Raw genomic sequence first — 25,717 nt, forward strand, 5'->3', positions numbered from 1 at the left:
TTCGCTATGCCCGGTGGAGTGCATTGGAGTCGAGTAAAGGCCCCTGTTCGGAAACAGCGTTTAAGTGTATTTTTTAAAGTATACCTTCCGCGAGGGATGAGCCCGTATGGATATCAAAACACTCGGAGAGCTAATTGACTGGACGAGCAAGCTCCACTCGCACTTGGCGCGGTGTCTGTCCCATTGTGAAACAAAGCACGAAGACAAGCAGGCAAGGGCCCTGTTGGACTATCTGGCCACCCATGAATCTGAAATCGAGCGCATTGTGAGGGAGTTTGAGCGCCAGGGAGATGCGAAGGCATTGGAGAGTCGCGTTTACGATTATCTATCTCATGATCCCATAAAAACCCATCGGACCTGCGACGAGCCATACGTGAGGCTTGATATTGCTGGCATCTGCCGTGAAGTGTTCGACGTCCACGAGCAAATTCTTGATCTCTATCAGACCCTTGTCGAAAAAGCCGAAATTCCCGAAGCACGGGAGCTGCTCCAGTCGCTCCTGACCTTGGGAGAGAATGAAACCAAGCGCCTGGCCCGCCAGATTGGCCGTATGGATGATTTCTGACTGTGTTTGATATCTGCGACAGTGCGCAGCTCAGTACCACTTGTTAACACTGAATCTCGGCCAACCACCCTCCGTCTAATAGGGGGGGGTACAAACTCCAAAATCGGCCGCCCCCCTTAAATTACGGCCCAGTATTCAAGCCTGAAAACCCCTGAAAGCCACGTGGCACAAGGGATACGGGCGAACGCATGGCATTACAGGCTGTGTCATAGCCAGTGGCTAAACAAGGGGGGGACCCGCGTGCGGCGGGTTCCTTGTTGGCCGAATAGACGACCAAGCAAAGTACTAAACCCGTGAAACAGAGAATCAGAGGGTTACGGCACGATTTCCACACAAAGTGCTAAACAAACTTAAAGTTGATTCTAGAATAGGGCGCTGGCCTGGGCTTCCACACAAAGTGCTAAATTCGGCGTCCGACTCGGAGTTTGGAATAGTCTCGCTGGAACGGAAAGATTGGAGGCAAACAACAAGCCTTGTAAGCAGGGGACGCAATTAAACAATAGCGAACATTGGTGAGTACGTGATCCAAGCATCGTGGCTAAGTTTGGTTAACTCCCGAGCCCAGTAATGGGCACCGGAACAGGCCTCCATGCCGATCAGGCACGGTGGCAGTTACGCGAAGAACGCCAGCAGCTTAGGGCGATTGAGCCGTTTACGAACCACGGCCTTGCCGTCTTGATTGGTGCCGTGAATACTGAACACAGTTTTCGCCAGATCAATGCCAATGGTTGTAACATTCATGATGACCCTGTAGTGGTCAACTAATCCCGGACAGTATTTTAAGGTTTTCCTCAGCGGCAACGGGAGAAATACCACCGTTGAACGTGTGAGGTCGTTGCCGGTTGTAGTAGTCCATCAGATAGCCACCAACATCTTTTTTGGCCTCAGGCAGGTTCCGATATCCCAAGGCCGGTATCCACTCAGATTTCAGGCTCCTGAACAGCCTCTCCATCGGTGCGTTGTCCCAGCAGTTGCCACGTCGGCTCATGCTTTGTGTCATTCGATAGCGCCATAGTCTCTGACGGAACTTACGGCTTGCATACTGGCTTCCCTGGTCCGAATGGAACATAACTTTCTCTGGGTGACCGCGCAGTTCCCAGGCGTGGTCCAGAGCTTTGACGACCAGATCTGCATCCGGACTGGATGACAACGCCCAACCAACAACGCGGCGAGCATACAGATCCAGCACGACAGCCAGATAACTCCACCGCTGGCCGCTCCAGAGTAGAGTAAGAGGCAGGGCGTAGTCGAACTATCTCCCTGCCTCTCCTCTCCGAACCGGACGTGCACCTTTCAGCGCATCCGGCTCTCCGCTTAAACGCTGGCGAAGGCCATAGCAACTTCGGGAAAGCGAGAGGTCCACGTGTTTCTGGACTCTGTCCTCAGGTAGGGATTACCCTCTGGAAGACGCCAACGGAATCGCTTTTTCCCGTGACCGACGAGTCGGTACAGGATGGCGCCACTGAATAGCCCCTGATTGGTTTTGCCATACAGCACCCAAGTCTTACTTTGACCTGAAGCCGGGGCTTTGAACCAATGACGCATCAGCGGTTTGAGCCGGGAGCGATATTTGCGGCCCAGCCAATGGGCCAGTTTCCAGAACACGACACCATCGATGTAGCTGAAGACTTTCGCTTTGTAATCGACGAACTGGTAGAACGCCGCCCAGCCTTTCAGCTTTCGGTTGATGGATTCGACCATGTCGATTTTGCTTTCACTATAATTGCCTGACAGCTTGGCGGTTAAAGATGCTGCAAAGTTACGTGCCTTATCCCGGGGGATTGTCGTCACCACCCGCATGTCGCCATAGCGGCTCCGCTTGCGGATGATGCGATGCCCCAGGAACACGAAGCCGTCATTCACATGGGTAATCTTGGTCTTATCCATGTTCAGTGTCAGCTTGAGAGTTCCTTCCAGCATCTCCCGGCATTCTTCTCTAATCGCCTCTGCCTGGGCTTTGGTGCCCTTGACGATAACCACAAAGTCATCGGCATAGCGGCAGTAGGCGACGGCTGGCTTCCATTGTCGGTTCTCTCGGATGGCTGAGCTTCGACCGATTCGGATACTGTGGTTCCAGTACCATCGATCCTTTCGGGCCTTTTTGCCGAGGTAGCGCCTATTCAGGTACTGATCGAACTCATGCAACATGATATTCGATAGCAGTGGCGATATAACACCGCCCTGAGGTACGCCCTCACTTGCTGCCCGGAAAAGACCTGCATCAATATGACCGGCTTTTATGAATCGCCAGAGAAGGTTCAGGAACCGTCGGTCCCTGATTCTGCGACGTACAGCTTTCATCAGAAGCCGGTGATGCACGGTATCAAAGTAGCTGGACAGATCCCCTTCAATGACCCAGCGTCCGCGCGTTTCCTTATTGTCCGTCAGTTGCAGTTTCACTGTACGGATCGCGTGATGAACGCTCCGCTCCGGTCGGAACCCGTAGGAGAGCGTATGGAAGTCGCTCTCCCACATGGGCTCCATCGCCATTAACATGGCCCGTTGAACGATGCGGTCGCGTAGGGTCGGGATACCCAGTGGTCGTTGCTTGCCGTTGGCCTTTGGGATATACACCCTTCGGGCCGGTAACGGCTGGTAAACATCGGAGAGTAAATCACTCCTGATCTGTTGAAGAATAGCCGGCAGCCTGTCCTGCACAGTCAGCTTGATCTCTCCGTCTATCCCGGGCGTGTTTGCCCCTTTGGAAGACAGAGTGACCCGAGCCGCTTCTGCGAGCCAGTCAGGCTGTGCTATCAGGCGCAACAACCTGTCCACCCGGCGGGTGGGGTCGGTTGTTGTCCAGGTCGCTAGCTTGCGTTGCATTTCGCTGATTATCAAAGGTCTTCACCTTGTTTGGTCAGGTAGTTTGCTTGGCAAACACGTTTAAACTGCTCCCCTTCGCCATGTAATGGGCTTTCCCCATCGCGGACTACTACGGGAGCTCCGCCAGTCAACTTGGCATCGGGGTCATGCCCCCTTGGCATCCAATATTGACCTTCCCCGGTTTACCTATCTGGACTCCAGCATGCTGAGGAGGCTGCCCATCGCACTCTTTACCCTTGCTTGCCGCAAGTTGACAGGAAGCAGCAGTCCAATCTGTGATGGATACTGCTGAACCGAAGCCCGAGCTACCAATTTGGACTTCTTCGTTTGGCAGCGCCTATGCGTCATGCTGCCCAACCTTCCCGTACGGCTTATCAGGTCACGTAAGCCGTGGTGACATTTCAACCCACAGAGGCGGATGAATGGGTTCATGTTCTTCAGCCTTTCAGTACTCAGCCTTGAGGATCATCTTGGCTTAGTGACCTCGCCTCAATCCCCGTTGTCAGCGGGTTACATCACCCTGCGGGCATACCGCAGGTCACTGCCGCTCAGGCTCACCACCCTCACAGTGGGTGGGATTGATTGGTTACTTCCTCCTGAATTACCGGTTCAATATTCCAGATAGACTCGTGGTCCATTTGAGCTTCCATGCTCGCCCTGGACTCCGGGCACACCGTAGGTGATGTCACCACACCAAGCCTGATTGGGCCGGTCTACCGTGAACTCGCGGGCCAGGTGGTTCGGGATATCCGGTCGTTCGACCGTGGCCTGCTTGTAAGCGTGAGGGCCTGGCTGCTTACAGATCAGCCCCAACTCGCTCATCAGACGTCGAACCTTGAAGCGCCCGACGACAATGCCTTCTTCCTGAATCCGTGACTTCACACGGTCTAATTTAATCCCCAGACCTGCAACCGCAAGGCCTGAGGCGATATAATCGCACCTGACATCCATTCACCCAGTCAGTGCACCGGCCCATGCGTACCTTCACCCTCCAGCAATCAAAGACCGAAGTCTACACTCCCCACGGCGGACTGGCTCTGGTGGGCCACTGCCTGAATCGGCACACGTCGCTGCCCCAAACCGCCCGCACCGTGGTCAAGCGTCACGGTATTCCGAACATCGACCTGATCCGGACCTATCTGGGCTTGATCACGCTCGGCAAGAGCGATTTCGAGGCCGTGGAGTCAGCGCGTACAGATCCCTTTTTTAAATCCGCCATGGGGATCAAACAATCGCCCTCCTCGGCCCGATTACGGCAGCGATTTGATGAAGATGCCCAGGCGCTCACGCCCTTATTGGAGGATGCCAGTTGTGAGTTTTTGACGTCCGTCGAAGCGCCGGTTTCTCCCCTGAAGATGGGGCATGTGGCCTTAGACATGGACGTTTTCCCTATGGATAACAGCCAGACGAGCAAGGAAGGCGTCAGTTACACCTACAAGGGGCACGACGGCTATGCGCCCATTGCTGCTTACCTTGGTCAGGAAGGCTGGTGTCTAGGGTGTGAACTGCGCCCCGGCAGCCAACACGCCAATAACGGTTTTTTGGAAACGTTGAAACGCGTCTTACCCCGGGCCCGGTCACTGACTGGTTCGCCCATCCTGCTGCGTCTGGACAGTGCCCACGATGCCCGCGACAACCGGGATTTTCTGAGTCAGCAAGAACAAGTGGATTTCCTGATCAAGTGGAATCCTCGTAAACAAGACCCTCTGGTCTGGGCCGACAAAGCTCAGGAGCAGCAAGTCTGGACGCTGGGCCGCTACGGCAAAATGGAAGCGGTTCTGTCGGAAGAGCTACCGGACGAACCCGGCATTCGCCGGATCGTCAAAGTGACGGTCCGTACCAGTGATGCGCAGGGCCAGTTATATCTGGAACCGGACGTCAGCCTGGAAGGCTGGGTGACATCGCTGCCAGTGAGTGTTGCCAGCAACCAGCAGGTTATAGACTTGTATTGCGATCATGCCACCAGTGAGCAGTTCCACAGTGAGTTCAAAACCGATCTGGATCTGGAGCGCTTGCCTTCAGGCAAATTCGCCACCAACAACTTGGTGATGACGTTTGCAACGCTGGGCTACAACGTACTGCGCTGGATGGGACTGAGGCTCACCGGCCCCGATGCACCTGTGCGCCACCCGGCCAAGCGCCGCCGCCTGAGAACCGTGATGCAGGAGCTGATGTACATGGCCTGTCGCCTGATCCACAGCAGTAGGCAACGGTTCCTGCGCTTTGGCCGCCATTGCCCGGGTTTTGCCGTTTACCGTGACCTCTATCGCGGTCTTGCGTCTCCCGGGTAGACAACCCGGATCGCTTCGTTGCTTGATCTCACCCCGATCATCTTGTTGGGCAGATCGCCCGTGCCTGAGAGTTACAGCTTGATCAATATTCGGCCAAAGCAAGACCGGTTTGCAGGTGTTTCAATCGGTAAACTGACAGTCGTGCTCTCAACATAACCGGACTGGCTTCAAAAATGAGTTAGGCGTGAGCCAACCAAGGCTCAGGGTGCTATATTCGAGCGGAGTCACTGATTCAGGTTCTTCGCTGAGTAAGCCCTTTATTGTCCGGCTGCCGGCAGAGCTGCGGCTCTTCGTGAACAGCCGGTTTACCTGGGCCTTCAGGGCCAGACGCTCAACATCCACACGGTTCCGCCGTTGGCGGTATTCGTAGTAACTAGAACGACTGATATCAAACGCATTGCAGACCATTTCAACAGGTATTCGCTCACTCAACTGGTCTATCAGCGCGTACGATTCATGTCGTCCGACATCAAGAGAGCGGTAGCCTTTTTTAGTATGTCTTTCTCCTGTTCAAGGCGCTTGCAGCGGGCTTCCAGCTCCTGAATACGGCGCTGCTCCGGGGTTAACGCCTTGCCCTTCGGGGTGACACCGTCACGCTCCTCGGTCAATTGGTTAACCCAGCGCCGGATAGCACTTTCACCAATTCCCAGAGACACGCTCGCCTGGGGAATCGTGTAACCTTGATCCAGCACCAAGCTGGCTGCTTCCTGTTTGAACTCAGGAGAAAAAGAACGTCGCTTTCTGGTCATCAGACACCTCGTTTATGGTGGCGATATTACCACCTACGTTGGTGTCCGGAATCATTGAACCACTACAACCCCTCCTGCTCTGGCTGAAGACGTCAGACACCTTCAATGTGGCACATCGATGCCTGGGGAGCAGGGGAAGCTTATATCATTCGTTAGGTGTTTTAATGGAGTATCTCTACAATGTACTTCTATTCCTTGCTCAAATTGTGTTCTTTTGGATTATACTTAGCGGTAAGGTTTCGATAGATAGAAGTTGGCTGGTTGTTCAATATGGCTGGGTACTCAAGGTAGTTGTGATCGTATTCACTTTGTTTTTCTCCCTTGTTTTATATTCTGCAATTCAAGAAGAGAGAGTTATTCAAGTAGTTTACTGGTTTCTTTTCTCTATCGTCGGAGTAGGGCTAGTGAGCTTGAATGAGGTCTTTCGTCGAAAAATTTGGTTCGATGAAAAGATGATTTACTACCAATCAGCTTTCGGCAAAAGAGTCAGATTACCGCTTTCGGAAGTCGTGTCCATAAGCCGTGGCCGGTATGGGTCCTCGTTTAAAATAGTCGGGGCGAAGGGACAAAAAGTTGAATGCTTCCTTCATATGGCGGGTAGCATTGAGTTTTATAATTATGTTCGCTCAATATCAAGAAATGACCAAACCTAACCAACGCATCAACCTCGCCATGGACTTCCAACTGATGCGCAAGGCGTTAATTGACATGAGCAGAGTCGTTGAGTTGGTAGATGGAGCCCATTTCGTAGCAACTCTATGGTGCTTGTCTCCCCTAATTCCGGTGTCGTTGCTGGCTTCTGAGGAGGTAGTTTGGATGCCTTACGCTGGGGCGTGCATATTTGCCTTATTCGGATATTCCGTTTGCAAGCTGCGTTCAAAACGCAAGCGCGAGTCTCGTTGGGGGTATTCTGATGCAGTTGCATATATTGTCCTACCACTCACGTTATTTGGTCTCTCGTCGTACGGAATGTTCAGCAGTGCTGTCACTTAACCAATCCCGTTAGTCCCGAGGCCTTTGAAAAGGCCTCCGTTTGAGGCTGAGGTGTGTCATATGCATCGCGGTAAGTCCAAAACGGAGACAACTCCATTGGCATTGGTCGCCTTATCCGAATGTTCGCTTTGCGACCGCCTACGCCTTCCCAACTACTCTAAATAAAAGGATTCTCGATGCCTCCTCCTCGCGATCATCTAATAACATTGGCACCTGATGTCCAATGATCCGTTCCTACTGATCGCGGAGAGGCGAAGTATTTAAAGAATATCGGGGTGTGCCCTGGTTTTTTCAGTCATACCGGCTTGGTCTGTGTGCCTGGTCATCAACCTCTGACAAGGGCCCGGGCAGCCGACAAGACGCATTCCTGAAGGGGCTGCATGAAATTGGGGCTCAGGGTGCCTGCGTCAATTATATTCATGGTCAGCAGCCTTTGCCCGGGTAGCTGATCGATTTGGAAAGGGCGAACCCTTGAGGACGTAATCGACGACTCTGGCAAAAGGGCCACTGCCAGTCCAGATTCGACCGCCGAGTATAGGTTTGCCATGTCCGAACTGGTCAGTACCGGATGATAGTCCAAGCCGGACTGCCTCAGATCCGAGGCAGCGAGATCCCGCAACGCGCAGTCGCTTTCCAGCAAGGCAACCGGGAGTGCCTCCTCTGTATTGATCGGTAGCCCGGCCGGGGCATACCAGTACAGAGCTTCCGACCACAAGTTTTTCTCCGGGGAGAACTGAGGCTCGCCCGTAACAATGGCCACATCCAGATCCCCGGTGGTTACCAGTTCCCGGAGTTTACGGCTGCGGCCACAGGTAATCCGGGGCACCAGCTCGGGAAAGGCCTTCCGAATGCGAGGAATGAACTGCTTTAGGAACGGGTGGGCATAATCTGTGGGTATTCCGAAGTGCACCGGCCCTCGCAGGGGCTCCGCGCTAAGCGCACTCAGCGTCTCATTGTTCAGACGCAGCAGTCTGTCAATGTAACTCAGCAACGTTTTACCGGGCTCCGTAAGCTTGATGCCCTGGTTACTCCGTTCAAGAAGTCGCTGCCCCAGCTGTTCTTCCAGGCGCTTGATCTGCATGCTGACAGCTGCTTGCGAGCGGTACAAGCGACTCGATGCCTCTTTAAAACCGCCTGCCTCTACCACGGCGGCGAAGGTGTTCAATAGGTCCAGATCCAGTAAGGGTTTCATAGGATTCGTCTTCGTTCATGTATCACAAAACCTAAATTATCATATCAGCAATATTCGTTTGATTGAACTACTCTGCACTTTTATGATGTCGCCATATTCATTGCAATTGACGATTTAGTGATCAGGCCAATGGGTCTGGCACGAACGAGGAGATGACACCATGAATCACATCGATATCCCTGAGACCATGACAGGAGTTGTTCTCACCGGGCATGGCGGTTTGGATAAACTCGAATTCCGGGAGAACCTTAACGTGCCCAAGGCCGGGGTGGGAGAGGTGCTTATCAAGGTCGGTGCTAGTGCCATTAACAACACCGACATAAATACCCGCACAGGCTGGTATTCCAAGGGCGTGACAACGGGAACGGATCAAGGAGCGGCATCCGGATTTGAGACGGCCAGCGAGGAAGACGGTACCTGGTCCGGAAAGCCCTTGAGCTTTCCGCGTATTCAGGGAGCCGATGTGTGCGGAACCATCGTTGCGGTCGGTGAGGCAGTGGACCGGGGACGGATCGGCGAGCGAGTGCTGGTTCGCCCCATGCAACAGTCGCCTGATAACCCGTCCTCCTACAACCTCATCACATTTGGTTCCGAGTGCAATGGCGGCTACGCCGAGTATGCCGTGGCGAGATCCAGCGAAGTGTTTGCGGTTAACAGCACACTGAGCGACACCGAGCTGGCGTCTTTTCCCTGTGCATACTCAACCGCTGAAGGCATGCTGGACAGAGCCGACCTGAAAGCCGGAGAACGGATTCTAATCACAGGCGCTTCCGGCGGCGTTGGATCAGCAGCAATTCAGCTGGCGAAACGCCGGGGTGCCGAGGTCATCGCCGTGTGCGGTGAATCCAAGTTCGACGAGGTGCGTTTGCTGGGCGCTGACCAGGTCGTTCCCAGGGGGGAATCGCTGCTGGAAGTACTGGAGCAGGACAGCGTTCAGGTAGTGGCGGATCTGGTCGCTGGCCCGCAGTGGCCGGAGTTATTGGAGGTGCTTAGCCGAGGCGGTCGTTACGTCGCCTCGGGGGCCATTGCAGGGCCAATGGTGGAGCTGGATGTTCGTACTCTGTACCTGAAAGATCTGAGCCTGTTGGGTTCCACCTGGCAGCCCAAAAAGGTGTTCGAGAATCTGATTGGCTACATTGAGCGGGATGTAATCCGGCCCGTAGTAGCGAAAAGATACGCTCTGCGTGATGTGGTAACGGCTCAGCAAGATTTTATGACCAAGCGCTTCTCCGGCAAACTCGCGATTGAAGTTGCCGAACAGAATCACTGAACAAGAGAGCAGGTAGGAAGAGAAAGCTGATAAAAACGCACCGTCCCTGGTGCCAAGACGCAAATGAAACTTCTGAAACAGGAATGCCTCAACCGTGGCTTTCGGAGCGCACCTCGCCACGGATAACAACCTGACCGCTGTAAGGGGCCGGCTCTGCGTTTTCATGGTTCGCGTTCCGGTCCTGAATTTCACCACGAATAACGACCTGGCCGCTGTAGGGCGCGGGATGGGCCTCTTCGGTGCTCGGCTGGTCTGACTTTCGGTCTGCCAGAGTTGCGTGAGCGGGAAGGGCAGTCGCAGCCATGAGTGAAGCCAGGGTAATCAGTGCAGCTTTACGCATTTCAATTCTCCAAACATTGAGTGGGTTCAGCTGATCCCGCGGCAAAAGCTGTTCGGGCATCAGATGGGAGAATTATGGAGGCGAAGGCTGCCGAAGGAATAATTCTTAAACGGTATGGCTAACATCATTTTCCGTGATGTAACTAACGGGCAACCGCACATTTAGTGGCCGTATTTATGCTTATACATAACCCTCAATGATGTTTTGAATATCAATCCATAATTAGTCCTGCCAGCCCGCTACTTGAAAAATAGCAGCCAACTTTTCGACCGATCTGAATTCGGAGTTGGCTATGTTTCGTCGTTTACTAATTGCTTCCCTCGCAACAGTTGTATTCGCTCCTTTTGCGCACGCAGAGCCTGGCGACTCGGTACTTGCGCTTTCGACAGACAATGACCTGTTTGCGCCGACACAAACAGACAGAGACTATACAGCGGGTCTCGCCATTACCTATTCATCCAACTCACAAGAATTCATTGATAACCCCGTGTCCCAGGTGAGCCAAGGCTTGGACGGTTTGTTGCTACCTATTGTGGGGGGCAGCGTCGAAATCCCCGAAAGCGCCGCGCTTGAATTCGGTGCTTATGGTTTTACCCCTGAGGAGATCAGCGCATCGGACATTGATCGAAGTGATCGGCCATACAGCAGCCTGGTCTATATGTCGTCTAGCCAGAGTTATGAATCCCCCGGTGCAGGCTCCGGTTGGACAACGTCGATGACCGTCGGGATTCTCGGGCTCGACGCGTTCAAAGCCGGGCAAAATGCTGTGCACAAGGTGGTGGGTAGCGATCGCGCAAACGGATGGGATCATCAGATCTCGGAGGGCGGTGAGCCGACGTTCCGATACTCAGCGGCGTATCACCAGTACCTGGACGCCAGCCAACCCGATCAGCAATACAAAGTGACCTATTTTGGATCAGTGGGCTATTTGACGGAATTCGGCGCGGCGCTGGTGTTCCGTGATGGACTGATTTCCTCGCCAGACAACCGTTTTAACCCTGAGCTGATGGCTTATGGCGAACGAGCGCCGGGTGTTTCGGCACCAGGTGGCCGTGAGAGCTATTTCTGGGGCGGTTTGTCCGTAAAAGCGCGGGCGTACAACGCATTTCTTCAGGGGCAGTTTCGCGATTCAGACCACGAGCTGACCGCCAATGATCTGAACATTCTGCTGGCTGAAGTCTGGGGAGGCTACACCCACAGTTTTCTCGGCGGCAGCGAAATCAGTTACGTGCTGCGAGTTCAAAGCTCCGAAATTAAATCTGGTACGGGAAACCGCACGCTCGCCTGGGGTGGCATTGTGTTTAGCAAGCGGCTGTGAAGGCCGCCGGTGACCATTCATCAGATCACTGAATGGAACATATACCGCACCGGAATTAGTTTTAACCCCGTGAAGGCCTCATTCTTTCACTAACCCACAGGGCAAAGGAGACTGTGAAATGAGCAAGATCATCGAAGTAACCGATACAAACTTTAAAGAAGCGGTCGAGCAAAGCGAGCAGCCGGTGCTGGTGGATTTCTGGGCACCGTGGTGTGGGCCATGCAAAACTGTTGCACCAATGCTAGAGGAGATCGCCGATGAGTTCGGCGAGGCGCTAACCATCGCCAAGGTCAACGTGGACGACAGCCCCGAGATTACTGCAAGAATGCGTATCCGGAGCATTCCGACGCTGGCTCTCTTTGATGACGGCGGAATGATCGCCCAGAAAACCGGAGCCGGAAGCCTGGGTGAACTGAGAACCTTTGTAAAAGGACATCTGTAAACCGGAACCAAAGCCTCCCTAGCGGAGGCTTTCTGCGTTCTGTGGGCGGCAAAAGGTCTACAGGAATACCGCAATTGCGGTTGTGTGTAATCCGGGCCAGACTTATGCCGGTTCAATCGCCCCAGGTATATGGAATGAAAACACAAGAACTACAGTTGTTGTATATTTTTGACGCCATCATGACCGAGCGGTCGGTGACACGCGCAGCAGACCGGCTCGCCATGACGCAGCCGGCGGTTTCCAATGCTATATCGCGAATGCGTCAGATCTGGAACGATCCTCTTTTTGTGCGAAAAGGGCGTCAGATTGAACCCACGTCCTATGCATTAAGCCTCTGGGACTAGGTCAGCGATCACATGTTTGCACTGACCAACGCGGTCAGCGCAACCCAGTTTGATCCGAGCACGTCAAACCGCACCTTTCGTGTTGCGGTCACGGATGCCATTGTTGAAATGATCTGGCGTCAATTGGTGCAAATGCTTGAAAGCGAAGCGCCCGGTGTTGATGTACACGCGGTGCCTTACACACCCGAAGGCACCCACGCCGATCTGAGAGAAGCCCATGTTGATGTGGCGGTGGGCGTTTTATCTCAACACGATTACAGCCTGCGAAGCACCTGGCTTTTCGAGGGGGGCTACGTGCTCGCCATGCGCGCCGACCATCCGCTGGCCGGTCGACAGATTACCATGGAAGAATTCCTTGAGGCGCGACATCTTCTGGTAAGTATGTCAGGCGATGCCCATGGCTTCGTGGACAGCTATCTCGATCAGAAGGGTATGAGCCGCCGGATAGCGGCGACTGTTAATCATTTCTCAACAGTTCCGGTAGTACTCAGAGAAACCAACCTCATTGCTGCTGTCCCAGAATTGATCAGCCAGGATTGTGGTTTCGTGAACGGCCTATGGATGGGTGAGCTTCCCTTCGACGTCGATCCGACGAGTCTATACCTGATCTGGCACGCCCGTCATGACCGCGACCCCGGAGTCGTTTGGCTCCGGGAGAAGATGGAGAATCTGCTCCAGGAACGGTGGCATGACATTATGGTCAATTCTCCCTGTGGACGGCACCAGCTGAAGGCTGTCTGAGTCGATGCAGCGTTTCAGGCGGTGGTTTGCAGCGCCATAGTGACCGCTTGTGGTGGCTGCCCGTAAAACCGCTTGAATTCCCTGCTGAACTGGCTCGCGCTTTCGTAGCCCACCAGGGATGCGGCCTGGCTCACCTTCACACCCTGATCTGAAAGCAACTCCCGGGCTCGGGTGAGCCGGATGCGTTTGATGTACTGGATGGGGGACTGCGCAGCCACCTGCCGAAAATTGCGGTGGAAGGTCGCCGGACTCATGTTGGCAAGAGCGGCCAGCTGTTCGACATCCAGCGGTTCCGAAAAGTGCGCATGAACGTGCTTGAGCACCGGCTCCAGTCGGGAAAGTTGGGTGTTATGCCGCACCAGATCTACCAGCGAGGCGCCGTTCGGGCCCCGGAGCGCGTGCAGCAACAGTTCCTTTTTCAGGCCCGGTCCGAGGGCCTTGGCCGCCAGCGGGTCATTCAGCGCCTCGGCAAGCCGCACCACGCTGGCGTTGAAGGCGCGAGTGGCCGGAGCCACGTACAAGGTGTGCGCATTCAACGAAGGAGCGTTGGCGCCGCCGGTCTGCCGGCACTCATCAAAAATCCGCACCAGCTCATGCAATGCCGACAGATCCAGGTCCATGACCAGGGAGAGCAGGGGACCGTCGGGTGGCGTGATTGCCTCGCAGTCAGCGGGCGTGGGTAGGGTCAGCACAAGGTAGTTGTCGGGGTTGTACTCGTACACCTGGTTGTCGAGAAACACCCGTTTGGTGCCTTGGGCCATGATAATGATGCCCTGGCTGTAACAGAGCGGCTCTCTGCCCGTGGTTTCGTTGCTTCGGTAGACCCCGACGCCCTCAATCGGTGTTGGGTTGTAGCCCTCGGTCGCTGCAAGTGGGGCCAGCAGTTGGGCGAGTGTGGGCATCGGTCGGTCTCCTGAATGGGTGAAGACGCCATCTTACCTGCGATGCATTAAAATGCCTAGTCGTGTCGTTAATGATAGGAAAAGGCATGCCAGTGATCGAAATGCCCATTCTGATTTGGTCTTGCGGCGATACAATCTCTCCACGCTTTGATGAGGAGAGAGGATTATGCAAAATTTCGATTTCTACAATCCAACCCGTATTGTTTTCGGCAAAGACCGTCTGCAGGAGCTGGATCAGCTCATTCCCAAGAATTCTCGGGTGCTGGTTCTGTACGGTGGCGGCAGCGTCAAGCGGTTCGGTACCCTCGATAAAGTTCTGGCCGGCCTGGGTAATCGGACGGTGTTCGAGTTTGCCGGCATTGAGCCCAACCCGCGCTACGAAACCCTGATGGAAGCGGTGGATCTTGTCCGCCGTGAAAGCGTCGATTTCCTGCTGGCCGTTGGCGGTGGCTCGGTGATGGACGGCACTAAGTTCGTGGCCGCGGCTGCGCCGTTTGAGGGCGACGAGGAAAGTCTGCTGGAGCATGGCTTTGCCGGCCTTCCAGTGGAACAGGCACTGCCACTCGGCACCGTCGCCACCCTGCCGGCGACAGGCTCTGAAATGAACATGGGCGCCGTCGTCTCCCATAAGGGTGGGAAATGGCCGGTAATGAGCCCGCTGTTGTATCCGACGTTCTCGTTCCTGGACCCGTCGCTGACCTTCTCCCTGCCCACCAGGCAGGTCGCCAACGGCGTGGTCGACGCCTTCGTGCACGTGGTTGAACAGTATGTAACTTATCCGGTCAACGCGCAGATTCAGGACCGCACCGCTGAAGGTATTCTCAAGACCCTGATCGAGGTGGGCCCGGTCACCCTGGCCAACCCGGAGGACTACGATGCCCGTGCAAATCTGGTCTGGGCGGCTACCTCCGCGCTGAATGGCTACATTGGCGTGGGCGTTCCCCAGGATTGGAGTACCCATATGATTGGGCACGAACTGACCGCCATGTTCGGCATCGATCACGGGCAGAGTCTCGCCATTATCCTGCCGTCGGTCTGGAAACTCCGTAAAGAGCAGAAGCGGGAAAAACTCCTGCAGTACGCCGAGCGAGTATGGGGCATCGTCGACGGCTCTGAGGAAGAGCGCATCAATCAGGCCATCGCCCAGACCAGAGCCTTTTTCGAAAGTCTGGGAGTTGCAACGCGACTGGATCAATACGGGGTCAAAGAAAATCAGGTGGCCGACATCGTCGAGGCGTTGAAAGCCCATGGTATGACCGAGCTCTCGGAGCGGGGCGACATGACACCAGAGATCAGCCACCAGGTTTTGATCGATGCCTTCAGTGAGTGAGAAATCCCGGAGCATCGATCGATAACCTGCCCGAAGTGAACGCTGTTCTGTATGATGCGAAACCATGAAGAACGCGCGATCAAAAATCCAACTGAAGAGTTACAGCGATCATGGGCAAACACACGCCCATGATCATCATCAGTTGGTGCTGCCCTTGGTGGGAAAACTTTCTCTGTCGGTAAATAGTCGGGCCGGGGAAGTGGCTGAGGGCAGAGCGGCGATCATCGCCGCCGGTCAGGATCACGATTTCGAAGCCCGGGATGACAACCGGTTTGTGGTCGCAGACGTTCCAGATGGCTTGGCTCCGATGCTGGACCGGCTGCCCTGTTTCGTGCAGCTCGATGCCGGGTTGGAGCATTACGTGCAGTTTCTCCATGCCCAGTTGCAACAGGGCGCGGAAGGCTCCCAGACTCAGCACCAGATGTTGCTGTTGCTGATCCAGCTGCTGCAGGAGCGCTTTGGAGACCGTTTACGGCTGGATCGTCGAGTGGACGTGGCGAAACGCTTCATCGACGAGCATTTCCACCAAAAGATCACCGTTAATCAACTGGCCACCATCGCGCACCTGAGTGTGCGGCAACTGAACCAGCTGTTCCGGGAGCAGGTGGGCTTGCCCCCCCATCATTACCTGACGGAGTTGCGCATGCAGACGGCGTGGCAACTTCTCGAGCGGGGTGACCTGTCGATCCAGCATATCGCCGACGCCGTCGGGTACAGCTCACTGTCAGCCTTCAGTGATAGATTCGCCCAACATTTCGGGCATTCTCCCAGTCATTTTCGCCGACTTTCTAAATAACCCTTCCGAATTCTGGAAGCCTGCCCATCACCGGCTCAATAAGCTGTTGCGTCTGAACTGATTGATCTCTGACTTAGAGGGACGCAACTATGACCGCGGCATCCGCCACCTGGATTGGCTCAATATCTGTGCTTTTATGGGGCACCCTGGCTTTGCTGACCAAGCTTACCGGCGGGCAGATTCCGGAATTTCAGCTCATGGCCATGACCTTTACACTGGCTTTTGCACTGATGTGTGTCCGTTGGTTCAAGGGCGGGCACTCGGGCATCCGCTTCGCGAAGCAATCCGCATTTGCCTGGACCATCGGTGTGGTGGGCCTGTTCGGCTATCACTTTGCCTACTTCAAGGCCATGACCCTGGCACCGGCGGTCGAGGTCAGCCTGCTGGCCTATCTCTGGCCGCTGTTCATTGTCCTGTTTTCGGCGCTCTTGCCGGGCGAGTCCTTGCGGGCACAGCACATCGCCGGGGCGGTGATGGCACTGGTTGGCTGCTGGTTGCTGATCGGTCGGAATAGCAGCGGCTTCAGTGCCCAGAATCTGGATGGCTACTTAGTGGCGTTCGCCTGCGCCTTGATCTGGTCGTCCTATTCGGTGCTCAGCCGTCTGGTAAAATCTGTGCCTACCGATGCTGTTGGCTGGTTTTGTGGTGTTACCGCGGTCCTGGCTTGGATGTGCCACCTGATGTGGGAGCAAACGGTGTGGCCGGATGGCGCAAGCCAATGGGTCGGAGTGGTCGGGCTGGGCCTTGGTCCCGTGGGCATAGCCTTTTTCACCTGGGATTACGGGGTAAAACACGGGAACATCCAGCTGCTGGGAACCCTGGCATACAGCGCACCCCTCATTTCGGTCATCTTGCTCATCGTTTTTGGCTTCGGCGAGGCAACCATGGCCGTCGCAGGTGCCAGCACGCTGATTGTGTCCGGATCACTGGTAGCTGGAAAAACCCGAAACACAGAGACTGCCAAAACTGTAAATCATGAAGCTGTGTAACAACGGAGGATGAAGAATGATTTCCTGGGAAGATTTTGAAAAAGTGGAATTAAGAGTTGGCACCATTATTGAAGTGCAGCCGTTCCCTGAAGCTAGAAAACCGGCCTACAAACTGAAAGTGGACTTTGGCCCGGAAGTGGGCGTGCGAAAGTCCAGTGCCCAGATTACGGAGCTGTATTCGAAGGAGGACCTGCTGGGCAAGCAGGTATTGGCTGTCACGAACTTCCCTCCGAAGCAGATCGGTCCGTTCGTCTCTGAGTGTCTCGTAACCGGGTTCAAAACCGAAACAGGCGTGGTAACGCTGGTAAGCCCTGATTCTGAGGTCGAGAATGGGGAACGGCTGTTTTAATCTAAAGAGTGCGGTTCGCTGCGTTCCCGGGCTTTCTCTCCTAGAGAGTCGATCAGCGCCCTGACTCTGAGGACGTTCTGGCTCTCCAAATCCCCCTCCTGCATGAATCCTGAGCATTATCACCAGTGATGATGAGTGCAATACCGCATGGTGATTATATTTACCCTGCTTGAGCAAAGATAATTCCCTCCACGAACCACTCCGGCGCGGGTCCGAGGTCCAACCTCACCGCGCCGGCTCGGAAGTCCCCATCACGAACGATTAAGGATCAAGCTCATGGCTTATCGAATTCTTGCCGTGCTCAGCGCGGCCGTGTTTGTTCTTGCCGGCTGCGAAAGCGCAGCTCAGGGCACCGCGAGCCAGCCGGAGCCGCCTTCGGTAGAGGTGGTTGCCGCCGCCAGTGCCCGGGTTCAGCCCCAGAAAACCTACACCACCCGTATTGAAGCCCCAGAAAACGTCGAGCTGCGGCCCCGACTGTCCGGTGTGGTTGATGAGGTGCGCTTCGTAGAAGGTCAGAAGGTGAGCAAAGGCGACATCCTGTTCCAGCTGGATGACCGTCACCTGACAGCCCGAGTGGAGCAACTTAATGCCGAACTGTCCCGCGCAAAAGCGGCCCTCTATCAGGCCAAGGCGGAAGCCGAACGGGCAGGGCGCCTGCTGCGGAGCAACGCCATTTCTGAAGAACAGGCTGAGCTGCGGGATTCCGCGCGCCAGCAGGCCGAGGCCGAGGTTTCCTCACTCAACGCCCAGCTCAAGGAGGCGGAACTGCAGCTGAGCTATGCCACGATCCGCTCGCCAATTGACGGGGTTATTTCCCGGGCAAACATTACCGCGGGAAATACCGTAACCGCGAACCAAAGCCGGTTGACCACCATCGCCTCGAATCAGAACCGGTACGCCTACTTCGATATGGATGAGGGCACCTGGTATCGATTCTTCCGCGCCCGCGATCACGCCCTGGGCTCGCCGGTGCGTATTCAGCTCACCGGAGAGCAGGACTTCCCCCACGTGGGCGAGATCGACTTCGTTGATAACACCATCGATACCAACACGGGCACCCTGCGTCTGCGCGCGGTATTGGCCGATTCCGGAGAGGCTCTGGTACCGGGTGCCTTTGCCCGTGTGAAAATTGCCGTGGCCGCAACCGAGCAGAAGATCATGGTTCCTGATCGTGCCATCGCAACCGATCTCGACAGCCGCTTCGTGCTGACGGTCAACGAGCAGGGGGAGACGAGCTACACCCCGGTAACCGTCGGTGAGCGTTTCGGTACCTTCCGTGTGGTTGAGCAGGGCATTGCCGAAGGCGATGTACTGGTGGCGAACGGGACGGCCAAGGTAGGTCCGGGCATGACCATCGCTCCGGTCATGCTGTCAGAGGCACCGTCCGACGTGGCCTTCACGCTTGAAGAACACGCACCAGAAGTCCAGCAGACCGCTGTCGTAAAGTTCTGAGGCCTGAGTGATGAAATTTCCCCATTTTTTTATAGACCGGCCAATATTCGCCTCCATGCTGTCTCTGATCATTCTGATCGGGGGTGGCATCTCTCTGTTCCAGTTGCCGATCAGTGAGTATCCGGAAGTGGTCCCGCCCACAGTGGTGGTCACGGCCAACTACCCGGGCGCAAACCCAAAGGTGATTGCAGAAACGGTCGCGTCGCCGATTGAGGATGAGATCAACGGCGTGGAAAACATGCTGTATATGTCGTCCCAGGCAACGGCCGATGGCCGCATGACCCTCACAGTAACGTTTGCGCTGGGTACTGATCTCGATAAAGCCCAGGTTCAGGTCCAGAACCGGGTTGATATTGCGCTGCCGCGTTTGCCGGAAGAGGTGCAGCGCCTGGGAGTGGTGACTGAGAAATCATCCCCTAACCTGAGCATGGTTGTTCACGTTCATTCTTCGGATGAGAGCCGGGACATTACCTATCTGGCCAACTACGCCGAGCTGAATCTGAAAGATGAACTCTCCCGCCTTGGCGGCGTTGGTGACGTTCAGTTGTTCGGTGGCGGTGAATTTGCGGTTCGTCTCTGGCTGCAGCCGGATGAATTGGACGCCCGGAATCTCAACGCCTCGGATGTGGTGAACGCCGTGCGTGCCCAGAATCGTCAGATTGCGGCCGGTACCCTTGGCGCACAGCCGGCACCGAACGACAACCAGTTCCAGTTGATGCTGAACGTCCGCGGGCGCCTGACCTCCTTGGATGAGTTTCGGGACATTGTTTTGAAAATTGGTGATAACGGGGCCATCACGCGGCTCTCTGACGTTGCGAGAGTCGAGCTTGGCCAGAACACTTACGCCCTTGAAGCGGGTCTCGATGGAAAGCCGGCGGTTGCCATGCCGATTTTCCAGCGCCCTGGGGCTAACGCTATCCAGCTTTCTGACGATGTTCGTTCAACCATGGCGCGGTTGTCCCAGGATTTCCCGCAGGGCGTCGAGTATGAAATTGCCTACGACCCCACCGTGTTTGTTCGCGGTTCCATCGACGCGGTTATCACCACCTTGCTGGAGGCGATTTTACTGGTTGTGCTGGTGGTGGTGCTGTTCCTGCAAACTTGGAGGGCGTCCATTATTCCGCTCGTTGCGGTGCCTGTATCACTGGTGGGCACCTTCGCCGTGATGCAGTGGTTGGGTGTTTCCATCAACACGCTGTCGCTGTTCGGAATGGTGCTAGCGATCGGTATCGTGGTTGATGATGCCATCGTGGTGGTCGAAAACGTGGAGCGGAACATTCATCGGGGGCTATCGCCTCGTGAAGCCACCAAAGTGGCCATGAACGAAGTAACCGGCCCGATCATTGCCATTGCACTGGTGTTGTGTGCGGTCTTCATTCCGACGGCCTTCATTTCTGGTCTTTCCGGTCAGTTTTACAAGCAGTTCGCATTGACCATCACGATTTCAACCGTGATCTCCGCCTTGAACTCGCTGACCCTGTCGCCGGCGCTGTCCGCGTTGCTTCTCAAGGGCCACGACGAGAAGCCCGACCGGCTTTCCCGCGGCCTGGAAAAGGTGTTTGGTCGCTTTGTGTTCCAGCCGTTCAACCGGTTCTTTGACCGCACAGGTAATGCCTATGAAGTCCTGGTCAAGAAGCTGATCCGCTACAGCGCCATCGTTGGCGTGGTGTATGTCGGATTGACCGTTTTCGCCGGAGGCCTGTTCAACGCGGTACCGGGTGGTTTCATTCCGCAGCAGGACAAACAATACCTGGTCGCAGTTGCCCAGCTGCCGGATGCGGCGAGCCTTGACCGGACCGTGGACGTGGTCAACGAAATGCAGCAGATCGCGCTGGAGACCGAGGGCGTGGCAAACACCATTGCGTTCCCGGGCCTGTCCGTGAACGGCTTCACCAACAGTCCGAACAGCGGCATCGTGTTCCTGCCGCTGACCGATTTCACCGAGCGCACGTCCCCGGAACTCAGTGCGGGTGCGATTGCAGGCAAGTTAAACGGCGCCTTTTCAAGCATCGACGAAGGGTTTGTGGCGGTGTTCCCACCACCACCGATCCTGGGCCTGGGCACCACGGGTGGGTTCAAGCTGCAGATCGAAGATCGAAGCAGCAAAGGGTTTGAAGCCTTGTTCGATACCCTGCAAACCACCATCAACGAAGCTCGCAAGCATCCGGCATTGACGGGTCTTTACTCCAGCTTCCGGGTTCAGGTACCCCAGTTTGACCTGGATATAGATCGGGAGCGAGCAATGCTGCTTGGCATTCCGCTGGAGTCCGTGTTCGACACACTGCAGGTGTATCTGGGGTCGGTGTACGTCAATGACGTGAACATGTTCGGCAGCACCTATCAGGTGATTGCCCAGGCCGAGTCCGACAAGCGCCTTGATCCGGAGCACATTCTGAATCTGAAGGTTCGCAACCAGCAGGGCCAGATGATCCCGCTGTCCGCGGTGATGAGTGTCGAATCGACCATCGGCCCGGATCGTGTGATGCGGTACAACGGCTATCCAACGGCCGAGCTCAACGGGTCTCCGGCCCCGGGCTTCAGTTCGGACCAGGCTCAGGCTGCTATCGAAGAGGTTCTAGCACAGACTCTGCCCGAGGGCATGGCGTTTGAGTGGACCGAGGTGACTTATCAGCAAAAACTCGCCGGCAACACCATGGTCTATGTGTTCCCACTGGTTATCTTGCTGGTATTCATCGTGCTGGCCGCTCAGTACGAGAGTCTGCGACTGCCGTTTGCAATTATTCTGATTGTGCCGATGACCTTGCTGTCGGCTCTGGCCGGGGTATGGGTGACCGATGGTGATAACAACATGTTCACCCAGATTGGTCTGATTGTTCTGGTGGCATTGGCGAGTAAAAACGCCATCCTGATGGTGGAGTTCGCCCGTGACCTCAATCTCCAGGGACACAGTCATTATCAGGCCATTGTCGAGGCCTGCCGTTTGCGTTTACGGCCGATCCTGATGACCTCGATTGCCTTCACTGCAGGTGTGGTACCGCTGGTGCTTGCGACCGGAGCGGGTGCGGAGATGCGTCACGCCATGGGGATAGCGGTGTTCTCGGGAATGATTGGTGTCACCGTGTTCGGCTTGCTGTTCACCCCGGTGTTTTACGCGGTGATTCAGCGTGCCAAGGCCGATACCAGGACGCCCGCCAACACCAAGGAAATACCTGAACAGATCACGGAGAATGACCATGCATAAACGGGCGGTTAGTGTCTTGCTGGGGTCTGCGCTGCTGGTTGGCTGCGCTGCAACCCCGGATTATGAGCCCCAACAGGAGGCGAACGAACGTTACCTCGACAGCCTCAGTTTCGGTGTTCAGAGCACAGACGCCACCACAGCGGAGTGGTGGAAGAGCTACGAGGATGACCAACTCAATCAACTGGTCGAGGTTGCGCAGGCCGCTAACCTCGATCTGTTGGCAACCCGGCAACGGGTCCGTCAGGCGCTTGCGGACCTGGGTGCGGACGAGAAACGGTTGCTCCCTCAGGGCGGAGTAACCGGCGAATACGAGGCGATCGATCGAAACAGTGTTCAGGAATCCTCTGCCGTCGGTTTGGCGGGCACCTGGGAAGTGGACTTGTTTGGCCGGCTGAGAGCGCTGATCGATGCCGGTGAAGCCAATCTTGAGGTTGCTCTGAACAACCAACGAGCGGTGTTGAAAGAAGTCACCGTTGGCGTTGTCCGAGCCTATCTGGAGTGGGAAGCCGCTCGCCAGCGGGTCCAGTTGATCAAGGCGGACATCCGGGCATTGGAAGACACTCGGGAAGTCATGGCCCTGCGCGTGGAGGAAGGCATTTCGCCGAATCTTGATCTCGCCCGCGCAGACACGCTGCTGGAACAGCAGCGTGCCAAGCTTCCTGACGCGCGAGCCCAGCTCTATCGGGCCAAAGCGGTGCTGTCCGTGCTCGTCAATGAAGATTCCGAATCGCTGGTCCTGAAGCCTGCCTCAGGTGCACTGGCCGCCTCCTTTGGCGTGCCGGCGGCCGGGCGGGCGAACGAAGCCATGCAGTTGCGTGCGGATATCGGCGGTGCGCTCGCAGCACTGGCCCGGGATGTGGCGGTTGGCAACGCCCTTCGGGCAGAACTCTATCCCCAGTTTTCGGTCGAGGGATTTCTGGGCTTGACCAACGTGGCGGAAGTGTCCGATGGCTTTGAGGGTACCGGCAGCATCGCTCCTCGCATCTCCTGGTCTCTGTTGAGTTATCCGGTGATACTGCAACGGGTCGAAAGCCAGAATGCAGTCTCGGAAGAAAGTTACATCCGTTATCGCCAAACCATCATTGATGCGGTCGCCAGTGCTCGGGTTGCGATCTTTGCTTACGGGCGGGCCTTGGAGGCTGATCAGGCAACGGGCAGGGCGTTTGAGGCAGCCAACGAATCGTTCACCATCGCCAGAACTATGCATCGTGAGGGTGCCATCGGCTATCTGGATTTACTGGACGCCAACCGAACCTTCATTTCCGCTCAGCAGGACCGGCTTTCCGCCAGATTGTCCTATGCGGCGGCCCAGCTTGGGGTGATTGAGGAATTCAGTGGGGTTTGGTCGTCGGAGGCGCACCGGCGAATGCTGAAGGCAACGGGTGGCGAGTCTTGAGGAAGAGGGTATGGTTTAGCTGAAAAAGGGGAAGTTCCGGGCTTTAGCGGCAAGAAAGGAAATGGCGCTTTCAAAGGTCATGTTTTCTCCGCAACGAAAAAGGGGGCTAAAAGCCCCCTTTCTATACTATGCTCCGACTCAATACTATGCTTCGGCTATTTCTTCGAGGTAAAGGTAGTCAATATACCCCTCCGCTCCCTGGGTGTAAAAAGTCGAGGGATCTGCTTCATTAAGCTCGGCCCCAAGCTTCAGGCGCTCCGGAAGGTCCGGGTTGGCAATGAAGGGCACACCAAAGGCGACAGCGTCGGCCAATCCGGATTCGATGGCCTGTTCTGCTTCTTCACCGGTGTAGCTCATGTTGAGGATCAACTTGCCCTTGAAGTGCTCGCGGACCGGGGTAATCACGTCTGCTTGCTGCTCCCCAAAAAAGTCGCTGCGCATTAAATGAACAAAGGCCAGGCCGTAGTCGTTCAGACGCTTGGCGAGCCAGGTGACCAGGCCGACCGGATCACTGTCCTTCATGCTCTGGAAACTGTTGAGCGGGCTCAGTCGAACACCGACGTTCTCGGAACCGAACACTCCGGATACGGCTTCAATCACCTCCAGCAGCAGTCGGGCGCGATTTTCGATCGGGCCACCGTAAGGGCCTTCTCGATGGTTGGAACCATCACGGAGGAACTGGTCCAGCAGGTAGCCGTTGGCGCCATGAACCTCAACACCGTCAAAGCCGGCGCGCTTGGCATTCTCGGCGGCGGTGCGGAAACCGTCGATGATGGCCGGGATTTCGTTGTCAGCCAGTGCGCGGGGAACCGTGTAGGACTTCTTGCCTTCCGGTGTGTGCACTTCATCGCTGGTGATGGCAATGGCGCTGGGCGCTACCGGATCCTTCCCGTTGTTTAACACCGGGTGACAGGCGCGGCCGCCGTGCCAGATCTGCAGATAAATCTTGCCACCTTTAGCGTGTACCGCATCACTGACTTTCTTCCAGCCTTCAACTTGCGCCTCGGAATAGATGCCAGGCTCGCGCCAGAAGGCTGAATTGCCTTCGATGGCCATGGTCGCCTCGGCGATGATCAGGCCGGCAGACGCACGCTGAGCGTAATACTCAACCATCATGTCCGTGGGAACGTGATCAGCGTCGGCACGGACGCGGGTGAGGGGGGCCATGAAGACCCGATTGGCCAATTCACTGGCGCCCATTTTCAGGGGAGTAAAAAGTGTGTTCATAGCATCCTCGGGAAATATTGTGCAAAACCATAAACTATCCGCCCGTGGGCCGGGCGGACTAATTCGGATGAGATATATCAATCATCATCCTGGCTGATGCGACAGGCTGGAATCCGCCTTCGCAAGTTTCCCTTGGGGACAGGTTCGATGATGACGTAGCCATCGCGCATCATCGTCTCGAAATCCTGCTCGATCTGCGTCTATTGCGTTCGGGACCTGGCTAGAGCCTGTGATGGGTTTTCGTGGTCGGCTGGTTGCAAAGAGCCTGCAGACCAACCTGATTTTTGCCTGAACCCCGCGCACTTCAGTAGGGCACCTACTTCGGTATACGCCTATATTTTCGGTTTGAAAATAAGTGAACGTTCATTTATTTTAGGCCGACCAATTTGAAGCGTTGAGCAGACAAATGCGGCAAAGAGACGACTCGAAACGAATAGCCTTCCTGGAAGCTACCGTGAGGGAAGTAGCAGATCACGGTTTTTCAGCAACCTCGGTTGGCAAGATAGCCAAGGCTGCGGGTTTGTCACCAGCCACGCTGTACATCTATTACGAAGATAAAGAACAGCTTTTATTGGCGACATTTTATTACGTCAGCGATTAGGTCATTGATGCGGCGCTGGACAGTTTTTCTCGCGGGAAAGATCTGCGTGAAGGACTGCGACGCCAGTGGCACACACTGTTCCGGATCGGCCTTGAGCGTCCGGAACTATTCCGCTACCACGAGACGTTCACGCATTCTGCTTGGATGACTCCCGAGATCCAGGCACGAAACGAAAGCCGAGCCGCAAATCTTTTGAATGCAGTTGATCAGGGAAAGCAATCCGGGCTGATCAAACCGGTACCTTTTCCACTTCTCGAAACGTTTATGTTCCGCCCGATTTACCACCTCGTTCAACGATGCCTGCAAGGGTCGTTCGAAGGTACCGATGAGCATATCGAATTAGCGTTTAATATGGCTTGGGATGCGGTTGCCGATCGTCGGAATACCTAATTTTTTCTGGAGAGT

At 55.6% G+C, this 25,717-nt stretch carries 22 protein-coding genes and 4 pseudogenes; 17 read left to right on the top strand and 9 right to left on the bottom strand.

The features are described 5' to 3' along the window. The first annotated feature begins 106 nt into the window (after positions 1–106). On the top strand, positions 107–565 hold the full coding sequence (locus tag ACGK9W_RS06110; RefSeq protein ID WP_008172243.1) for a hypothetical protein: 459 nt from the start codon (positions 107–109) through the stop codon (positions 563–565). Positions 566–1,096: 531 nt separating this feature from the next. Here the strand turns inward: ACGK9W_RS06110 and ACGK9W_RS06115 are convergent. The 4 genes and pseudogenes from ACGK9W_RS06115 to ACGK9W_RS06130 all read right to left on the bottom strand — a co-directional run. Then, positions 1,097–1,306 (bottom strand): annotated as a pseudogene (locus tag ACGK9W_RS06115) (IS110 family transposase); the annotation flags it as partial. Between the two features lie 16 nt (positions 1,307–1,322). After that, a pseudogene (locus tag ACGK9W_RS06120) lies at positions 1,323–1,799 on the bottom strand (IS3 family transposase); the annotation flags it as partial. An 80-nt stretch (positions 1,800–1,879) separates the two neighbouring features. After that, complete coding sequence (gene ltrA / locus ACGK9W_RS06125) at positions 1,880–3,403, bottom strand: group II intron reverse transcriptase/maturase (RefSeq protein WP_405416933.1); 1,524 nt, start codon at positions 3,401–3,403, stop codon at positions 1,880–1,882. A gap of 660 nt (positions 3,404–4,063) precedes the next feature. Next, positions 4,064–4,264 (bottom strand): annotated as a pseudogene (locus ACGK9W_RS06130) (IS3 family transposase); the annotation flags it as partial. 98 nt (positions 4,265–4,362) lie between these two features. Here ACGK9W_RS06130 and ACGK9W_RS06135 point away from each other — a divergent pair. Further along, on the top strand, positions 4,363–5,679 hold the full coding sequence (locus ACGK9W_RS06135) for an IS1380 family transposase (RefSeq protein WP_104272564.1): 1,317 nt from the start codon (positions 4,363–4,365) through the stop codon (positions 5,677–5,679). 225 nt (positions 5,680–5,904) lie between these two features. On the opposite strand, the pseudogene ACGK9W_RS06140 reads toward ACGK9W_RS06135, so the two are convergent. Then, positions 5,905–6,428, bottom strand: a pseudogene (locus tag ACGK9W_RS06140) (transposase); the annotation flags it as partial. Between the two features lie 164 nt (positions 6,429–6,592). Between ACGK9W_RS06140 and ACGK9W_RS06145 the strand changes: the two are divergent. Beyond that, positions 6,593–7,081: a DUF6560 family protein gene (locus ACGK9W_RS06145; RefSeq protein WP_008172247.1), complete on the top strand. Its 489-nt coding sequence runs from the start codon at positions 6,593–6,595 to the stop codon at positions 7,079–7,081. 665 nt (positions 7,082–7,746) lie between these two features. Here ACGK9W_RS06145 and ACGK9W_RS06150 read toward each other — a convergent pair. Further along, positions 7,747–8,613, bottom strand: a complete 867-nt coding sequence (locus ACGK9W_RS06150; protein WP_008172249.1) for a LysR family transcriptional regulator — start codon at positions 8,611–8,613, stop codon at positions 7,747–7,749. Positions 8,614–8,773: 160 nt separating this feature from the next. Here ACGK9W_RS06150 and ACGK9W_RS06155 point away from each other — a divergent pair, with 160 nt between their 5' ends. Beyond that, entirely contained in the window at positions 8,774–9,883 is a 1,110-nt protein-coding gene (locus ACGK9W_RS06155; RefSeq protein WP_008172251.1) for an alcohol dehydrogenase family protein, read from the top strand. An 88-nt stretch (positions 9,884–9,971) separates the two neighbouring features. Here ACGK9W_RS06155 and ACGK9W_RS06160 read toward each other — a convergent pair whose 3' ends face one another. Further along, positions 9,972–10,223 carry a hypothetical protein gene (locus ACGK9W_RS06160; RefSeq protein WP_008172254.1) on the bottom strand — a complete coding sequence of 84 codons (252 nt, stop codon included), beginning with the start codon at positions 10,221–10,223 and terminating at the stop codon, positions 9,972–9,974. A gap of 292 nt (positions 10,224–10,515) precedes the next feature. On the opposite strand from ACGK9W_RS06160, the gene ACGK9W_RS06165 reads away from it, so the two are divergent. From ACGK9W_RS06165 to ACGK9W_RS06180, 4 genes are all read left to right on the top strand, one after another. Continuing rightward, positions 10,516–11,541 (top strand): lipid A deacylase LpxR family protein, encoded by a 1,026-nt coding sequence (locus ACGK9W_RS06165; protein WP_053115234.1) that lies wholly within the window; start codon positions 10,516–10,518, stop codon positions 11,539–11,541. A gap of 118 nt (positions 11,542–11,659) precedes the next feature. Continuing rightward, the gene (gene trxA / locus ACGK9W_RS06170) at positions 11,660–11,983 is read left to right on the top strand and encodes a thioredoxin (protein WP_008172259.1); all 324 of its coding nucleotides are present in this window, start codon (positions 11,660–11,662) and stop codon (positions 11,981–11,983) included. Between the two features lie 134 nt (positions 11,984–12,117). Continuing rightward, positions 12,118–12,327, top strand: a complete 210-nt coding sequence (locus ACGK9W_RS06175; RefSeq protein ID WP_405419719.1) for a LysR family transcriptional regulator — start codon at positions 12,118–12,120, stop codon at positions 12,325–12,327. A gap of 12 nt (positions 12,328–12,339) precedes the next feature. Further along, positions 12,340–13,068, top strand: coding sequence for a LysR substrate-binding domain-containing protein (locus ACGK9W_RS06180; protein ID WP_405419722.1), 729 nt, complete (start codon positions 12,340–12,342; stop codon positions 13,066–13,068). A 14-nt stretch (positions 13,069–13,082) separates the two neighbouring features. Here ACGK9W_RS06180 and ACGK9W_RS06185 read toward each other — a convergent pair whose 3' ends face one another. Beyond that, a complete protein-coding gene (locus tag ACGK9W_RS06185) occupies positions 13,083–13,970 on the bottom strand; it encodes an AraC family transcriptional regulator (RefSeq protein ID WP_008172262.1) in 888 nt (295 codons plus the stop codon). Positions 13,971–14,136: 166 nt separating this feature from the next. Here ACGK9W_RS06185 and ACGK9W_RS06190 point away from each other — a divergent pair, with 166 nt between their 5' ends. The 7 genes from ACGK9W_RS06190 to ACGK9W_RS06220 all read left to right on the top strand — a co-directional run bounded on the left by ACGK9W_RS06190 (position 14,137) and on the right by ACGK9W_RS06220 (position 23,484). After that, the gene (locus ACGK9W_RS06190) at positions 14,137–15,300 is read left to right on the top strand and encodes an iron-containing alcohol dehydrogenase (protein ID WP_008172264.1); all 1,164 of its coding nucleotides are present in this window, start codon (positions 14,137–14,139) and stop codon (positions 15,298–15,300) included. 157 nt (positions 15,301–15,457) lie between these two features. Continuing rightward, positions 15,458–16,096 carry an AraC family transcriptional regulator gene (locus tag ACGK9W_RS06195; RefSeq protein WP_273073374.1) on the top strand — a complete coding sequence of 213 codons (639 nt, stop codon included), beginning with the start codon at positions 15,458–15,460 and terminating at the stop codon, positions 16,094–16,096. Between the two features lie 89 nt (positions 16,097–16,185). Then, a complete protein-coding gene (locus ACGK9W_RS06200) occupies positions 16,186–17,085 on the top strand; it encodes a DMT family transporter (RefSeq protein WP_008172268.1) in 900 nt (299 codons plus the stop codon). A gap of 16 nt (positions 17,086–17,101) precedes the next feature. Continuing rightward, a complete protein-coding gene (locus ACGK9W_RS06205) occupies positions 17,102–17,434 on the top strand; it encodes a tRNA-binding protein (RefSeq protein ID WP_008172270.1) in 333 nt (110 codons plus the stop codon). Positions 17,435–17,710: 276 nt separating this feature from the next. Continuing rightward, positions 17,711–18,886 (top strand): efflux RND transporter periplasmic adaptor subunit, encoded by a 1,176-nt coding sequence (locus ACGK9W_RS06210; RefSeq protein ID WP_008172274.1) that lies wholly within the window; start codon positions 17,711–17,713, stop codon positions 18,884–18,886. A 10-nt stretch (positions 18,887–18,896) separates the two neighbouring features. Beyond that, a complete protein-coding gene (locus tag ACGK9W_RS06215) occupies positions 18,897–22,088 on the top strand; it encodes an efflux RND transporter permease subunit (RefSeq protein WP_008172276.1) in 3,192 nt (1,063 codons plus the stop codon). Next, positions 22,081–23,484, top strand: coding sequence for a TolC family protein (locus tag ACGK9W_RS06220; RefSeq protein ID WP_053115241.1), 1,404 nt, complete (start codon positions 22,081–22,083; stop codon positions 23,482–23,484). The genes ACGK9W_RS06215 and ACGK9W_RS06220 overlap by 8 nt, the downstream gene beginning before the upstream one ends. 144 nt (positions 23,485–23,628) lie before the next feature. Here ACGK9W_RS06220 and ACGK9W_RS06225 read toward each other — a convergent pair whose 3' ends face one another. Then, positions 23,629–24,711, bottom strand: a complete 1,083-nt coding sequence (locus tag ACGK9W_RS06225; protein ID WP_405419730.1) for an alkene reductase — start codon at positions 24,709–24,711, stop codon at positions 23,629–23,631. Between the two features lie 454 nt (positions 24,712–25,165). Between ACGK9W_RS06225 and ACGK9W_RS06230 the strand changes: the two genes are divergently transcribed. After that, positions 25,166–25,312: a TetR/AcrR family transcriptional regulator gene (locus ACGK9W_RS06230; protein ID WP_264752498.1), complete on the top strand. Its 147-nt coding sequence runs from the start codon at positions 25,166–25,168 to the stop codon at positions 25,310–25,312. A gap of 75 nt (positions 25,313–25,387) precedes the next feature. Continuing rightward, entirely contained in the window at positions 25,388–25,702 is a 315-nt protein-coding gene (locus tag ACGK9W_RS06235) for a hypothetical protein (protein WP_405420975.1), read from the top strand. The last annotated feature ends 15 nt before the right edge of the window (positions 25,703–25,717 follow it).

The sequence above is a fragment of the Marinobacter flavimaris genome (genome assembly GCF_045057155.1).
Classification (GTDB): Bacteria; Pseudomonadota; Gammaproteobacteria; order Pseudomonadales; family Oleiphilaceae; genus Marinobacter; species Marinobacter manganoxydans.

Coding starts and splice junctions, on each gene's coding strand:
- ACGK9W_RS06110 (WP_008172243.1), top strand. CDS start 107: ATGGATATCAAAACACTCGGAGAGCTAATTGACTGGACGAGCAAGCTC.
- ACGK9W_RS06135 (WP_104272564.1), top strand. CDS start 4,363: ATGCGTACCTTCACCCTCCAGCAATCAAAGACCGAAGTCTACACTCCC.
- ACGK9W_RS06145 (WP_008172247.1), top strand. CDS start 6,593: ATGGAGTATCTCTACAATGTACTTCTATTCCTTGCTCAAATTGTGTTC.
- ACGK9W_RS06150 (WP_008172249.1), bottom strand. CDS start 8,613: ATGAAACCCTTACTGGATCTGGACCTATTGAACACCTTCGCCGCCGTG.
- ACGK9W_RS06155 (WP_008172251.1), top strand. CDS start 8,774: ATGAATCACATCGATATCCCTGAGACCATGACAGGAGTTGTTCTCACC.
- ACGK9W_RS06160 (WP_008172254.1), bottom strand. CDS start 10,223: ATGCGTAAAGCTGCACTGATTACCCTGGCTTCACTCATGGCTGCGACT.
- ACGK9W_RS06165 (WP_053115234.1), top strand. CDS start 10,516: ATGTTTCGTCGTTTACTAATTGCTTCCCTCGCAACAGTTGTATTCGCT.
- trxA (WP_008172259.1), top strand. CDS start 11,660: ATGAGCAAGATCATCGAAGTAACCGATACAAACTTTAAAGAAGCGGTC.
- ACGK9W_RS06175 (WP_405419719.1), top strand. CDS start 12,118: ATGAAAACACAAGAACTACAGTTGTTGTATATTTTTGACGCCATCATG.
- ACGK9W_RS06180 (WP_405419722.1), top strand. CDS start 12,340: ATGTTTGCACTGACCAACGCGGTCAGCGCAACCCAGTTTGATCCGAGC.
- ACGK9W_RS06185 (WP_008172262.1), bottom strand. CDS start 13,970: ATGCCCACACTCGCCCAACTGCTGGCCCCACTTGCAGCGACCGAGGGC.
- ACGK9W_RS06190 (WP_008172264.1), top strand. CDS start 14,137: ATGCAAAATTTCGATTTCTACAATCCAACCCGTATTGTTTTCGGCAAA.
- ACGK9W_RS06200 (WP_008172268.1), top strand. CDS start 16,186: ATGACCGCGGCATCCGCCACCTGGATTGGCTCAATATCTGTGCTTTTA.
- ACGK9W_RS06205 (WP_008172270.1), top strand. CDS start 17,102: ATGATTTCCTGGGAAGATTTTGAAAAAGTGGAATTAAGAGTTGGCACC.
- ACGK9W_RS06210 (WP_008172274.1), top strand. CDS start 17,711: ATGGCTTATCGAATTCTTGCCGTGCTCAGCGCGGCCGTGTTTGTTCTT.
- ACGK9W_RS06215 (WP_008172276.1), top strand. CDS start 18,897: ATGAAATTTCCCCATTTTTTTATAGACCGGCCAATATTCGCCTCCATG.
- ACGK9W_RS06220 (WP_053115241.1), top strand. CDS start 22,081: ATGCATAAACGGGCGGTTAGTGTCTTGCTGGGGTCTGCGCTGCTGGTT.
- ACGK9W_RS06225 (WP_405419730.1), bottom strand. CDS start 24,711: ATGAACACACTTTTTACTCCCCTGAAAATGGGCGCCAGTGAATTGGCC.